Below are 12,708 nucleotides of genomic sequence, written 5' to 3'. Positions count from 1 at the left end.
ACCCGCGGACGGCACCGGATGAGGCAGGCTTGTGCCGTGCCCGAACCTACGGAATCCGACGAAAATCCCGCGAACGACGCCGACGGCCGGTCGGCGGAGCATCCGCACGCGGCCACGCTGCGGCGGCTCCAGCAGTCCTCCGGCAAGCTCGCCGCGGCGGCCCTGTCCCGCATGGACGAGCAGCTGCCGTGGTACCGCGCCATGCCGCCGGAGAACCGCTCCTGGATCGGGCTGGTCGCGCAGGCCGGCATCGCGGCGTTCACCGAGTGGTTCCGGCACCCGGAGACGCCGCAGGCCATCAGCACGGACGTGTTCGGCACCGCGCCGCGCGAGCTGACGCGGGCGATCACGCTGCGGCAGACGGTGGAGCTGGTGCGCACCACGATCGAGGTCGTCGAGACCGCGATCGACGAGGTCGCGGCCCCCGGGGACGAAGCGGTACTGCGCGAGGCGCTGCTCGTCTACGCCCGCGAGATCGCCTTCGCCACCGCACAGGTCTACGCCCAGGCGGCGGAGGCCCGCGGCGCGTGGGACGCCCGTCTGGAGTCCCTGGTGGTGAACGCGGTGCTGTCGGGCGAGGCGGACGAGGGCGCCGTGTCCCGTGCCGCGGCGCTCGGCTGGAACTCGCCCGAACACGTCTGCGTCGTGCTGGGCACCGCGCCGGACGGGGACAGCGAGCTCACGGTGGAGGCCATCCGGCGTGCCGCGCGGCACGCCAAGCTCCAGGTGCTGACCGGCGTGCTGGGCGAGCGGCTGGTGGTGATCGCCGGCGGCTCGGACGACCCGCTGCGCACCGCCAAGTCGCTGATCGGTCCGTACGCTTCGGGTCCGGTGGTGGCCGGACCGGTCGTCGGGGATCTGCTGTCGGCCACGCGGTCGGCGCAGGCCGCGGCCGCCGGACTGCGGGCGTGTGCGGCGTGGCCGGACGCGCCGCGCCCGGTGCTGGCGGACGATCTGCTGCCCGAGCGGGCGATGGCCGAAGACCCGGCGGCGCGGAAGCTTTTGGTGGAGGAGATCTACAGACCGCTGGAGGAAGCCGGCTCGGCGCTGCTGGAAACTCTGAGCGTATATCTGGAGCAGGCAAGCAGTCTCGAAGGCGCGGCGCGGATGCTCTTCGTTCACCCGAACACCGTCCGCTACCGGCTGCGACGTGTGACGGACGTCACCGGGTGGTCCCCCTCCGACGTGCGTTCAGCGTTTACTCTGCGTATCGCGCTGATCCTGGGGCGTCTCGCAGACGGTGATCGAGAGCCGTAGGCTGAGCGCCGCGGGTTTGTCGGGGAGCCACAATTCCCCCGACTGTTCTTCGTCCCGGTCCCCACGGGCGGGGACCCATGTCCTCAAGAGAGAGTGTGAGAGTGCTCGTACTCGTCGCTCCCGGCCAAGGCGCCCAGAAGCCTGGCTTCCTGACCCCCTGGCTCGACCTCCCCGGCGTCGCGGACCGCCTCCGGGAATGGTCCGACGCCCTCGAACTCGACCTGGTGCACTACGGCACCAAGGCGGACGCGGAGGAGATCCGGGACACCGCCGTGGCGCAGCCGCTGCTGGTGGCCGCCTCCCTGGTGTCCGCCGGGGCGCTGCTCGAGGGCCACGACGCGGCGCGGGCGGTGGGCTCGGTCGCCGGTCACAGCGTCGGTGAACTGGCCGCCGCGGCCACCGCGGGTGTCGTCTCCCCTGCGGACGCCATGTCCCTGGTACGCATCCGCGGACGCGCCATGGCCGAGGCCGCTGCGGTGACCGAGACCGGGATGGCCGCGGTACTCGGCGGGGACGCCGACACGGTCACCTCGCACCTCGAGCAGCTCGGGCTCACCCCCGCGAACATCAACGGCGGCGGCCAGATCGTGGCGGCCGGCACCGCCGAGCAGCTCGAGGCGCTGGCCGCAGACAAGCCGGAGGGGGCACGCGTCCGGCCGCTCCAGGTCGCGGGGGCGTTCCACACGGTGCACATGGCGCCCGCCGTCGAGGCGTTGGACACCGCGGTCCGCGACGTCGCCGTGCACGACCCGGTCCTGCCGTACGTGTCGAACGCGGACGGCCAGGTCGTGGACGGCGGTGCGGAGGTCGTACGGCGGCTGGTGCAGCAGGTGGCCAACCCGGTGCGCTGGGACCTGTGCATGGAGACGTTCGTCGCGCGCGGCGCGACCGCCCTGATCGAGGTGTGCCCGGGCGGAACGCTCACCGGCCTGGCGAAGCGCGGTATGCCGGGTGTCAGGACGCTGGCACTCAAGTCCCCCGACGATCTCGAGGCGGCCCGCACGCTCGTCGCCGAACACACCGCCGCGGCGGAATAGGAGCATCGAGAGCATGACCGCGAAGATCAGGCCCGCCAAGGGCTCCCCTCACGCGCGCATCCACGGCGTCGGCGGCTACCGTCCCACGCGGGTGGTGCCGAACGAGGAGATCCTCAAGCACATCGACTCCTCCGACGAGTGGATCCGCTCGCGGTCCGGCATCACGACCCGCCACTGGGCCGGTCCGGAGGAGACCGTCGCCGAGATGACGCTGGAGGCCGCGGGCAAGGCGATCGCCGACGCGGGGATCACGCCGGAGCAGGTCGGCGCCGTCATCATCTCGACGGTCTCGCACTTCAAGCAGACCCCGTCGATCGCCACTGAGGTCGCCCACCGTCTCGGCACGGGCAAGGCCGCCGCGTTCGACATCTCCGCCGCCTGCGCCGGGTTCGGTTACGGCCTGGGCATCGCCAAGGGGCTCGTCGTCGACGGCAGCGCCGAGTACGCGCTGGTGGTCGGCGTCGAACGGCTCTCGGACCTGACCGACCTCAAGGACCGTTCCACGGCCTTCCTGTTCGGCGACGGCGCGGGCGCGGCGGTCATCGGCCCGGCGGACGAGCCCGGCATCGGCCCCGTGGTGTGGGGCTCCGAGGGCGACAAGGCCGACGTCATCACGCAGACCGTCCCCTGGGACGCGTTCCGGGTGGGGGACGTCAACGCACTGCCGGTGGACGACGCCGGCGAACTGAAGTTCCCCGCGTTGCGCCAGGAAGGCCAGACGGTCTTCCGCTGGGCCGTCTTCGAGATGGCCAAGGTCGCCCAGCAGGCGCTGGACGCCGCCGGAGTCGCCGCGGAGGACCTGGACGTCTTCGTCCCGCACCAGGCCAACATGCGGATCATCGACTCGATGGTGAAGACTCTGAAACTCCCGGAGACGGTCACCGTCGCACGGGACGTGGAGACCACCGGCAACACCTCGGCCGCCTCCATCCCGCTCGCCATGGAGCGGCTGCTGGCGACCGGTCAGGCGAAGAGCGGCGACACGGCACTGGTCATCGGTTTCGGTGCGGGCCTCGTCTACGCGGCCGCCGTCGTTACTCTCCCCTGAAGCAGGACCACACACCTCGCAGCGCACGCCGCACCGGCACGGAGGCGGCAGCGCTGTGGCACAGCACCGGGCCGGGAAGCCGCGTCCGGGAGACCGACACAACACGAAGGAGCGCCGCAATGGCCGCCACGAAGGAAGAGATCATCGCCGGTCTCGCCGACATCGTCAACGAGATCGCCGGTATCCCCGCCGAGGACGTCAAGGAGGAGAAGTCCTTCACCGACGACCTGGACGTCGACTCGCTGTCCATGGTCGAGGTCGTCGTAGCCGCCGAGGAGCGCTTCAGCGTGAAGATCCCGGACGACGACGTCAAGAACCTCAAGACCGTCGGCGACGCCACCGAGTACATCCTCAAGCACCAGGGCTGAGCCGGACTGTCGCCGCCCTGCGGTGGCGCCGACGCGTCACCGCGTACCTCAGACACGTGGAGAGAGAATTCCGATGAACACGACCCCATCCGCCGTGGTCGTCACCGGTATCGGCGCAACCACACCGCTGGGTGGCGACAGCGCATCGACCTGGGAGGGGCTCGTCGCCGGCCGGTCCGGTGTGCGTCTCCTGGAGGAGGAGTGGGCGGCCGACCTGCCCGTGCGCATCGGTGCACGGGCGGCCGCCGACCCCTCGGAGGTCATTCCGCGTCCGCAGGCGCGGAAGCTGGACCGCTCCGCGCAGTTCGCGCTGATCGCCGCCCGTGAGGCGTGGGCGGACGCCGGCTTCACCGGGCGCGCGGGCGAGGACGGCACCGTCGACCCCGACCGGCTGGGCGCGGTCGTCGCGTCCGGTATCGGCGGGGTGACCACCCTGCTCGACCAGTACGACGTGCTGCGCGACAAGGGTGTGCGCAAGGTGTCGCCGCACACCGTGCCCATGCTCATGCCGAACGGCCCCTCCGCCAACGTGGGTCTCGAGGTCAACGCGCGGGCCGGGGTGCACACTCCGGTCAGCGCCTGCGCCTCGGGGTCGGAGGCCATCGGCTACGCGGTGGAGATGATCCGCACGGGCCGTGCCGACGTCGTCGTCGCCGGTGGGACGGAGGCGGCGATCCATCCGCTGCCCATCGCCGCGTTCGGCAACATGATGGCGATGTCGAAGAACAACGACGACCCGCAGGGCGCCTCCCGGCCGTACGACGCGGACCGCAACGGCTTCGTCATGGGCGAGGGCGCCGGTGTGATCGTGCTGGAGTCGGCGGAGCATGCCGCACGGCGCGGTGCGCGGGTGTACGCGGAGGCCGTCGGCCAGGGCGTCTCGGCCGACAGCCACCACATCACGCAGCCCGAGCCGAGCGGCAACGGCATCGCGCACGCGCTGCAGAACCTGATGCAGCACACCGACCTGCGCGCCGACGAGATCATGCACATCAACGCGCATGCGACGTCGACCCCGCAGGGCGACATCGCCGAGATCAAGGCGCTGCGCAAGGTTTTCTCCGGCGACGTGGACCACATGGCGCTGTCCGCGACGAAGTCCATGACCGGTCACCTGCTGGGCGGTGCCGGTGGCATCGAGACGGTGGCGACGGTGCTCGCGCTGCACAACCGCCTCGCTCCGCCGAGCATCAACATCGCGAACCTCGACCCGGAGGCGGACGCCGACGTCGTCCGCGACGAGCCGCGCGAGCTGCCGCAGGGCCGCATCGCCGCGCTCAACAACTCCTTCGGGTTCGGCGGCCACAACGTGGTGCTGGCGCTGCGGACGGTCTGACCTCCGCGCGGCCCGCACGTACGAACGCCCCGGCCTGCCAGGCCGTGAAGCCTGGCGGGCCGGGGCGTCTTCGCGTGGTGCCGTGGTGAAGGGGACTCAGACGACCTGGTGGAGCCAGCGCACCGGGGCGCCCTCGCCGGCGTACCGGAAGGGTTCGAGCTCGTCGTCCCAGGGTTTGCCGAGCAGCCGGGCGATCTCCGCCTCGAGGTCGCTCTCCCCCCGCACGGAGCGGGACATCGCGGCGCGCAGCCGGTCCTCAGGGATCAGGATGTCGCCGTGCATGCCGGTGACGGCGTGGAAGATGCCCAGCTCGGGGGTCGAGCTGTAGCGCTCTCCCTCGGCGGCGGCACACGGGTCGGCGGTCACCTCGAAGCGCAGCATGTGCCATCCGCGGAGCGCGGAGGCGAGCTTCGACGCGGTGCCCGGCTCCCCCTGCCAGGAGAACTCGGCACGCCAGGTGCCCGGAGAGGCGGGCTGTTTGATCCAGTCGAGCGCGACGCGGCCGCCCAGCACCCCTGCGACCGCCCACTCGACGTGCGGGCAGAGCGCGCGGGGCGCGGAGTGGATGAACAGGACTCCACGTGTCGTCACCGGGACCTCCAGTGCGGTTCGAGCTCCGGCCTCGCGGGCGGGCTCGAGTACCTGCCGGTCACGCGCCGGACCGGCGCCTGACATTCTGCACCATCGATCACTGGCCCACCAGCTTCCGAGGTGACCAACAGTAAACACCATTGTGGTCATTCCTCCACGAATCGGGCAGGATATGACGCGATGTGATGGGTGTTCGGTTACCTGTACGCACGCAACCCGCCCCACGGGAGAAAGCTACCGCGCCGCTTCCAGCCACGGGTGCCGTACGGTCGGGAAGGGAGACGACGCGGAAGGGAAGGCGGCGATGCGGACACGCGGACACACCGCCCGGATGGCGGTGGCCGGCACCCTGGCCATGACCCTGGGGTGCTCCCTGGCGGCCTGTCAGGGCGGCTCCTCGCCAGAGGGCTCCTCACCCCCCTCCTCCTCGGCATCCGGGACGCGGCCGGGTACGTCCCCTTCGTCACCCGGAGCGTCCGCGGCACCCTCGGCCTCCCCGGCATGGGACACCGACCCCGACTCCCTCGCCGCCGTCGGCGACTCCATCACCCGGGCGTTCGATGCCTGCGGGCCGCTCGCCGACTGCCCGAAGTCGTCCTGGGCCACCGGCACCGACCCGGCCGTGGCCAGTCTCGCCTCCCGGCTCCTCGACCGCCCCGGCCGCGACAGCTGGAACCTGGCGGTCTCCGGCGCGATGATGGCCGACCTTCCTCGGCAGATGGCGCAGGCTGCGGACCGCGACCCGGAGTTGGTGACGGTGCTCGTCGGCGCCAACGACGCGTGCAGGCCGTCGGTCGACGCGATGACACCGGTGGCCGGCTTCCGCGCGGACTTCGAGCAGGCACTGCGCACCCTCCGGGAGGAGGCTCCCGGCTCCCAGGTGTACGTGGCGAGCATCCCGGACCTGCAGCGACTCTGGCAGGTGGGACGCGACGAGCCGGACGCCCGCCGGGTGTGGGACTACGGCATCTGCCGCTCCATGCTGGACGCGCCACGGGACACGGGTGAGGCCGCGACCGCACGCCGGGCGCAGGTCTCGGAGCGCGTGGACGCCTACAACTCCGTGCTGCGCCAGGTCTGCACGGAGGTGAGGCGATGCCGCTGGGACGGGGGCGAAGTGCACGACCACCGGTTCACCGCGAACGCCCTCAGCCGCTGGGACTGGTTCCACCCGAGCCGCGAGGGACAGAGCGATTTGGCCGAACTCGCCTACGAGCGCATCACGGACGGCTGAAAGGACGAGACCTCCGGGGCCGCCGTGCACCCCGGGGCCCCGGGGTGCCGGTCGCGCCGGGCCCCCGGGTGCGCGGCGTCACGGACTGTCCAGCATCCGTATGAGCAGATCACGGAGCACCCGCCGCTCCAGCGGCGTGAGCTCGGCGAGCGGCTCCCGGGCGAACCCGAGCGCACCCCGCAGGCTCGCGGCCGTCGCGCTGCCGCGCTCCGTGGCCGCGGCGAGCTTGACGCGGCGATCGGCCGTATCGGGCCGCCGCTCGACCAGGCCCCGGGCCTCCAGCCTGTCGACGATGCCCGTCACGTTCGACGGCTCACACCTCAACTGCTCGGCAATGCGGCGCATCGGCGTGGGCTCACGGTCGAGCAGGGCGAGAACGCGCGCCTGCGCTCCGGTGAGCGCGTGGTCGGCGGCGGCCACCTCGTACTCCGCGTGGTAGCGCGCCACGACGCCGCCGATCAGCTCGACGACCTCGCGCGTGAGGACGTCGGGCAGGGGCGGGACGGAGGGTGAGCCGGTCGACATGACCTCAGTCTACCTCAAAGCTTGACAACATGAAATATCCAGGTGCAGCATTGTTTCAGTATCTGAAGCATCTGGAGGCACCACATGACTCTGCCCACCGCCGGTCGCGCCTGGCATCTGACGGCCCGCCCGCAGGGATGGCCCACGCCCGACGGGTTCGCGCTGCGGGAGGTCCCGGTCGAGGCCCCCGGGGAGGGCCAGATCCTCGTGCGCAACCTCTACCTGTCCGTGGACCCGTACATGCGCGGCCGGATGAACGACGTCCGGTCGTACGTGCCGCCCTTCCAGCTCGACGCGCCCATGGACGGCGGTGCCGTGGGCGTCGTCGTGGCTTCCGAGGCCTCGGACTTCGCCGTGGGCGACCACGTCCTGCACGGGCTCGGCTGGCGGGAGTTCGCCACGCTCGACGCCCGGCACGCCACCGTCGTCTCCGCCGACCTGGCGCCGCTCAGCACCTACCTCGGAGTCCTCGGCATGCCGGGCCTCACCGCCTACGCGGGTCTGCTGGAGGTGGGAGCTTTCACCGAGGGCGACGCGGTGTTCGTCTCCGGTGCGGCCGGTGCCGTGGGCGGCCAGGTGGGCCAGATCGCTCGGCTCAAGGGAGCTTCCCGGGTGATCGGCAGTGCGGGCTCGGACGAGAAGGTGCGGCTGCTGACCGAGGAGTACGGCTTCGACGCGGCCTTCAACTACAAGTCGGGCCCGATCGCCGAGCAGCTCCGAGCCGCCGCCCCGGAGGGGATCGACGTCTACTTCGACAACGTCGGCGGCGACCACCTGGAGGCCGCTCTCGGTGCCATGAACGTGCACGGCCGCGTCACGGTGTGCGGCATGATCGCGCAGTACAACGCCACGGAGCCACCTGCCGCACCGCACAATCTCGCCCTGCTCATCGGCAAGCGGATCCGGATGCAGGGCATGCTCGTCAGCGACCACGCATCGCTGCAGCCGCAGTTCGTCTCCGAGGTCTCCGGCTGGATCCGCTCCGGTGAACTCACCTACCGGGAGACCGTCGTGGACGGCGTCGACAACGCCCTGGATGCCTTCCTCGGCATGCTCAAGGGCGAGAACACCGGAAAGATGGTCGTCCGACTCACCGACTGACGGCAGCGACCCGAAGCAACAGCCGATCGTCCGACCCCACGGGGGCTCCCCGCCATGCCGGCGCCCGCATCCGATCCTCTAGGCTCGGACCGGACCGCAGAGGTCGTGGGCGCGAGCCTCCCGGTCGGACAAGGAACGAGAGGATCTTCATGTCCATCCCATCCCTCGACGTCAAGTACACCGCGGTGGCCACCGCTCACAACGGCCGCGACGGCCGGGTCGCGTCCGACGACGGAAAGCTCGACGTGGTCGTCAACCCGCCCAAGGAACTGGGCGGCAGCGGTGAGGGCACCAACCCGGAGCAGCTGTTCGCCGCCGGCTACAGCGCCTGCTTCCAGAGCGCCCTCGGCGTCGTCGCCCGGCAGGAGAAGGCCGACATCACCGGCTCCACGGTCACCGCAGAGGTCGGCATGGGCAAGACGCCCGAGGGCGGCTTCGGTCTCACCGTCGCCCTGCGCGCCAGCATTCCGCAGGTGGACGCCGCGACCGCAAGGCAGCTGCTGGAGAAGGCGCACCAGGTCTGCCCGTACTCCAACGCGACCCGCGGCAACATAGAGGTCACCCTGACCGTCGACTGACGGCTGACGGCTGACGGCTGACGGCTGACGGCAGGCCGGACGGTCGGCCGCTCGGCAGGAGTGGACGGGTGGGTGGCGCCGCCCGTCCGTCCACCCCGCCGCCGTCCACCGCGCGCGACGGATCCGCGAACCGCTCGAGAACGTCGGCACGGTGCCCGTCGACCGACGGCTCGTCAGTCGGCCGTATGCAGCAGCATCTTGCCGGTCGGGACGTCGGAAGCGGTGGCGAGCCGGCCCATCGCTTCGGGGAATCCGGTCAGCGGCAGGCGGCAACTGATCAACGGTGCGGCGTCGAGCCGTCCGGAGGCCAGCGCGTTGACCGCGTGAGACCAGGCGAAGGACCGGGCGCCGAACACCGTACGCAAGGTGAACCCCCTCGGCCGCGAGCCGGATCGGTTCGGCTTTCCGGCCACGGGCGCAGGCGTCACCGACGAGGATCACGCGTCCACCGGGCCAGGTCACAGGCCGTGCGGGCCGCGCCGGACAGCCCGGACGTCTCCAGCACCAGGTCGAACCCCCTCGTCGGCGCCGTCGATGACGATCGCTCGTGCCAAGGGGCTCGTGGACACCGGCCTCTCCCTCCGACCCGGCGGGCGGGCGGACCTTGCTGGAGGCATGGCGCCGTCGCACTCCCGGGCCCCGGACGCCGGGCGAGGCCGGCGAGGGACAACGGTCGTCACACCGGCCGGGAGAGCTCCGGGCATCGGGCCGCGCGCAGGACACCGGGCGGACCCAGTTCGCCGCGCAGCCGCATCGTGCGGAGCACCAATTCGAGTTCGAAGCGGCTTTCCGGTGCGTCGATGTCATCACCCCACAACTCGCGTATCTGACGCAGGCGGTAGCGGACGGTCTGGGGATGCACTCCCAGCCGGGCGGCGACTTCGGGGGCTCCTCCTCTGGTCTCCAGCCATGCGAGCAGTGTCTCGGCGAGCCGGCGGCTGTGGGTGGGGCCGCAGTCCCGCAGCGGGGCGAGCCGGCGGCGGGCGAGGTCCCCGATGAGTTCCTCGGGAGGCAGGAGCACCAGTGCCTCGGTGTGTTCGGTGCAGGGAAGGAGTTCGCCTGCGGGCAGTAGCCCGCGCTCCATCAGGGCCACGGCGGACTGTGCCCAGTGCAGCGACTTCACCGCCTGCGCCGGGGGAACGGGCGGGCCGAGAGCCCCCGCCCAGCCGGCCGTCGCCCGGCGGAGCCGTTCGGCGCGGCCGGGTGCGTCCGGGTCGGGCACCACCATCCGGGGCTGCTCGCACTCCATGTCCAGCAGCACCTCGTCGCCGACGGCCGGCGGCACGGCCGACCGCGCCGGGCGCTGCAGCACGGCGACAGCCACGGTGCGCGGCACCGGCCAGGCGATCCGGGCCGCGCGGTCCGCGATGAGTTCGGTGAAGTCGGCCGGGGTCCGGTGGTGTTCGGTGAGCAGCAGATCCAGCAGGCGACGCTGCAGCCGCAGCCGCTCGCCGGCCTGCCGGGCGGCTGCCTCGGCATAGCCATGCACCGAGGCGGCGACGAGGCTGTCCAGATAGACGAACGCCGCGTCGGCCAGCTCGTACATGGCGGGCGGAGGGATCTCCAGACGGGTGCCCAGTTCGGAGAAGCGGCGCCAGGCGAGGCGTATGCCCAGCCGGTAGATGGCCTGGAGGGCGTCGAGGCTGCGGCCCTCCCGCACCTCCCCGCGCCCGAAATCCTGGAAGATCCGGGGCGGCGGACGCAGATCGGAACTCAGGCCGTGCGTGGTGAGGTGGCCGAGGAAGTGCTCGATGGCGTCCCGGATGCCGACCAGCGCCAGAGGCTCTCCGTTGTCGTCGAGCATCAGCGGCAGGTTCGGGTGCTCACGCCGGATCTCCCCGAGGATGTCCTCGGCGAGTTGAGGCACCTCCTGGAGCGCGCGAGCGGTGAAGCGGCTCACCCGCAGCGGCGGCACCTCGCTCCAGGCCGATCCGGCGACGGCTGCAGTGGTCACGGCCCCTCACCCTCGTCCCCGGCGGCCCCGGCGTCAGGGAACGGCGAAGACGGAGACGGTGAAGACCGTGGCGGCGAGGACTGCGGGGACGGCTCCTGCGAGGGCCGCGGAGGGGAGGTGGACGTGCGGAACTCGACCAGGGGGACGTTCGGCTGCTCCGGCGTGGCGTGCAGCGCGGCGACGATCCCCCACCCCGCCCCGACCGCCAGTGCGGCCGCTGCGACGCAGGTCAGAGTAGCTGTGAGGAGTCTGTGCATGGCGCGACGAACCTCTTTCGTCAGTGCGCACCAGCCCGCCCCAGGGCTGTGACCCTCTGGAAGTTACTCGAGTGTTAATTAGCCATTGACGCCATGTCAAGCGTCCTCTACGTTTCCGGTCTCGTACGAGGCCCTCACCGGTCTCCTCCGAACGCGCACGAATCCGCCCGCGCCCTCGGCATCACCCGCGCTCCACCGGTCACCCCCGCCGCGCTCTCTCCCGGCCTCACCCACGGAGTCACGTATGCGCCGTTCCGCCTCCCCTCTCTCGCTGACCCTTCTCGGGCTCGGCGTGTTCCTGCTCGTCCTCGCACCCATGCTGACCTGGTACGTCGAGCCGAGGGCCCAGCGCACGCCGGTGGACGTCGTCTCGACGACGGTGCTCACCGGCACCGGAAGCTACTTCGACCAGGAGGACGTCGAGACGAAGGACGAGCAGCGGCTGACCGTCACCCGGCGGGTACTCGGCAACGTGGCCGAGAGCGAGAGGAACGACGTCGCCGTGTGGGACGTGTCACAGACCATCGACACCCCGAAGACCGCGAAACTGGACGATCCCCGGCGCTCCTTCCAGTGGGAGACCGAGCGCTGGGTCACCGACCCGGCGACCAACCGGCCGGTGCACTGCTGCGGCGAAGCCCCGCAGGAGTTCGGCGGGGAGGCGTACCTGAAGTTCCCCTTCGACGTGGAGGAGCGGTCCTACACCTGGTGGGACGGCACGCTGGGAGGCACGGTGCCGCTGCGGTACGCCGGCCGCGCGAAGGTCCAGGGCTATGAGGGGTTGCGCTTCACCGGTTCCGTGGAGCAGGTGCGGGTCGGGTCCCGGCAGGTGCCGGGGCTCCTCGTCGGCAGCCCGGACACCGGCCAGGTGCAGGCCGAGGAGTGGTACGCCAACGAGGACATCGACATCGTCGTCGACCAGCGGACCGGCCGGATCCTGCGGGTGAGCATCGCGCCGGAGGTGACGCTGCGCGCCCCCGGCGGCGAGCAGGACGAGGTCACCCTGTTGCGTAGCGACAAGCTGGAGTTCACGGAAGCAACGCAGCGCGAACAGGTCGAGCTGGCGTCCGCCGACAGCAGGAAACTGCAGGTCGTGGGCGAGACGGCGCCGATCGGCGCCGCCGCGGCGGGAGCCGTACTGGCCCCGTTGGGAGCGGTACTCGTGGTGCGCGGACGCCCACGCTCCGGCACTCCGCACGCCACGGGCAGCGCGAAGTGATGAAGCAGCGGCCCGATTCGTCCCCGAATTTGTCACGCGGGTGAGTAGCCCGCGCGTCCGCTCCGGCGAACACTGAGCCCACGCCGCGCAAACCGGCCCGTTCCGCCCCACGGACCCGCCCGACCGCACGCCGCACCGCGCACCGCAGCCGCGTCACACCGCACGCGCACCCACAGCGCGTACCACCCGCACGCGCACTGCTC

Annotated in this window: 13 protein-coding genes; 9 read left to right on the top strand and 4 right to left on the bottom strand. The window is 71.6% G+C overall.

Translation table 11 applies throughout. From position 1 onward, the window contains the following. The first annotated feature begins 18 nt into the window (after nucleotides 1-18). From K304_RS27395 to K304_RS0105205, 5 genes are all read left to right on the top strand, one after another. Nucleotides 19-1,257 carry a PucR family transcriptional regulator gene (locus K304_RS27395; RefSeq protein ID WP_486591576.1) on the top strand — a complete coding sequence of 413 codons (1,239 nt, stop codon included), beginning with the start codon at nucleotides 19-21 and terminating at the stop codon, nucleotides 1,255-1,257. A 101-nt stretch (nucleotides 1,258-1,358) separates the two neighbouring features. Beyond that, a complete protein-coding gene (locus tag K304_RS0105220) occupies nucleotides 1,359-2,294 on the top strand; it encodes an ACP S-malonyltransferase (protein WP_027762886.1) in 936 nt (311 codons plus the stop codon). 13 nt (nucleotides 2,295-2,307) lie between these two features. Continuing rightward, complete coding sequence (locus K304_RS0105215) at nucleotides 2,308-3,342, top strand: ketoacyl-ACP synthase III (protein WP_027762885.1); 1,035 nt, start codon at nucleotides 2,308-2,310, stop codon at nucleotides 3,340-3,342. Between the two features lie 119 nt (nucleotides 3,343-3,461). After that, a complete protein-coding gene (locus K304_RS0105210) occupies nucleotides 3,462-3,710 on the top strand; it encodes an acyl carrier protein (protein ID WP_027762884.1) in 249 nt (82 codons plus the stop codon). Nucleotides 3,711-3,783: 73 nt separating this feature from the next. After that, a complete protein-coding gene (locus K304_RS0105205) occupies nucleotides 3,784-5,046 on the top strand; it encodes a beta-ketoacyl-[acyl-carrier-protein] synthase family protein (protein WP_027762883.1) in 1,263 nt (420 codons plus the stop codon). 96 nt (nucleotides 5,047-5,142) lie between these two features. Here K304_RS0105205 and K304_RS0105200 read toward each other — a convergent pair whose 3' ends face one another. Next, entirely contained in the window at nucleotides 5,143-5,637 is a 495-nt protein-coding gene (locus tag K304_RS0105200) for a DUF3145 domain-containing protein (protein ID WP_027762882.1), read from the bottom strand. Nucleotides 5,638-5,941: 304 nt separating this feature from the next. Here K304_RS0105200 and K304_RS0105195 point away from each other — a divergent pair, with 304 nt between their 5' ends. Next, nucleotides 5,942-6,871: an SGNH/GDSL hydrolase family protein gene (locus tag K304_RS0105195; RefSeq protein ID WP_027762881.1), complete on the top strand. Its 930-nt coding sequence runs from the start codon at nucleotides 5,942-5,944 to the stop codon at nucleotides 6,869-6,871. A 78-nt stretch (nucleotides 6,872-6,949) separates the two neighbouring features. Here K304_RS0105195 and K304_RS0105190 read toward each other — a convergent pair whose 3' ends face one another. Beyond that, nucleotides 6,950-7,396 (bottom strand): MarR family transcriptional regulator, encoded by a 447-nt coding sequence (locus tag K304_RS0105190; RefSeq protein ID WP_051307911.1) that lies wholly within the window; start codon nucleotides 7,394-7,396, stop codon nucleotides 6,950-6,952. A gap of 84 nt (nucleotides 7,397-7,480) precedes the next feature. Between K304_RS0105190 and K304_RS0105185 the strand changes: the two genes are divergently transcribed. Further along, nucleotides 7,481-8,497 carry an MDR family NADP-dependent oxidoreductase gene (locus K304_RS0105185; protein ID WP_027762879.1) on the top strand — a complete coding sequence of 339 codons (1,017 nt, stop codon included), beginning with the start codon at nucleotides 7,481-7,483 and terminating at the stop codon, nucleotides 8,495-8,497. Nucleotides 8,498-8,646: 149 nt separating this feature from the next. Continuing rightward, the gene (locus tag K304_RS0105180) at nucleotides 8,647-9,075 is read left to right on the top strand and encodes an organic hydroperoxide resistance protein (protein ID WP_027762878.1); all 429 of its coding nucleotides are present in this window, start codon (nucleotides 8,647-8,649) and stop codon (nucleotides 9,073-9,075) included. A gap of 173 nt (nucleotides 9,076-9,248) precedes the next feature. On the opposite strand, the gene K304_RS31600 is transcribed toward K304_RS0105180, so the two are convergent. Then, nucleotides 9,249-9,440: an MDR/zinc-dependent alcohol dehydrogenase-like family protein gene (locus K304_RS31600; protein WP_158687298.1), complete on the bottom strand. Its 192-nt coding sequence runs from the start codon at nucleotides 9,438-9,440 to the stop codon at nucleotides 9,249-9,251. 311 nt (nucleotides 9,441-9,751) lie between these two features. Continuing rightward, a complete protein-coding gene (locus K304_RS27385; protein WP_037789311.1) occupies nucleotides 9,752-11,029 on the bottom strand; it encodes a PucR family transcriptional regulator in 1,278 nt (425 codons plus the stop codon). A 501-nt stretch (nucleotides 11,030-11,530) separates the two neighbouring features. Here K304_RS27385 and pgfA point away from each other — a divergent pair. Further along, on the top strand, nucleotides 11,531-12,505 hold the full coding sequence (pgfA, locus tag K304_RS27380) for a cell envelope lipid trafficking protein PgfA (protein WP_051307909.1): 975 nt from the start codon (nucleotides 11,531-11,533) through the stop codon (nucleotides 12,503-12,505). Nucleotides 12,506-12,708 lie beyond the last annotated feature (203 nt).

It is taken from the genome of Streptomyces sp. CNS606 (genome assembly GCF_000426325.1).
The sequence above is the reverse complement of the archived record's forward strand: the minus strand, read 5'-3'. Positions and strand labels throughout refer to the sequence as shown.

Coding starts and splice junctions, on each gene's coding strand:
- K304_RS0105195 (WP_027762881.1), top strand. CDS start 5,942: ATGCGGACACGCGGACACACCGCCCGGATGGCGGTGGCCGGCACCCTG.
- K304_RS27395 (WP_486591576.1), top strand. CDS start 19: ATGAGGCAGGCTTGTGCCGTGCCCGAACCTACGGAATCCGACGAAAAT.
- K304_RS0105210 (WP_027762884.1), top strand. CDS start 3,462: ATGGCCGCCACGAAGGAAGAGATCATCGCCGGTCTCGCCGACATCGTC.
- pgfA (WP_051307909.1), top strand. CDS start 11,531: ATGCGCCGTTCCGCCTCCCCTCTCTCGCTGACCCTTCTCGGGCTCGGC.
- K304_RS0105190 (WP_051307911.1), bottom strand. CDS start 7,396: ATGTCGACCGGCTCACCCTCCGTCCCGCCCCTGCCCGACGTCCTCACG.
- K304_RS0105205 (WP_027762883.1), top strand. CDS start 3,784: ATGAACACGACCCCATCCGCCGTGGTCGTCACCGGTATCGGCGCAACC.
- K304_RS0105185 (WP_027762879.1), top strand. CDS start 7,481: ATGACTCTGCCCACCGCCGGTCGCGCCTGGCATCTGACGGCCCGCCCG.
- K304_RS0105215 (WP_027762885.1), top strand. CDS start 2,308: ATGACCGCGAAGATCAGGCCCGCCAAGGGCTCCCCTCACGCGCGCATC.
- K304_RS0105180 (WP_027762878.1), top strand. CDS start 8,647: ATGTCCATCCCATCCCTCGACGTCAAGTACACCGCGGTGGCCACCGCT.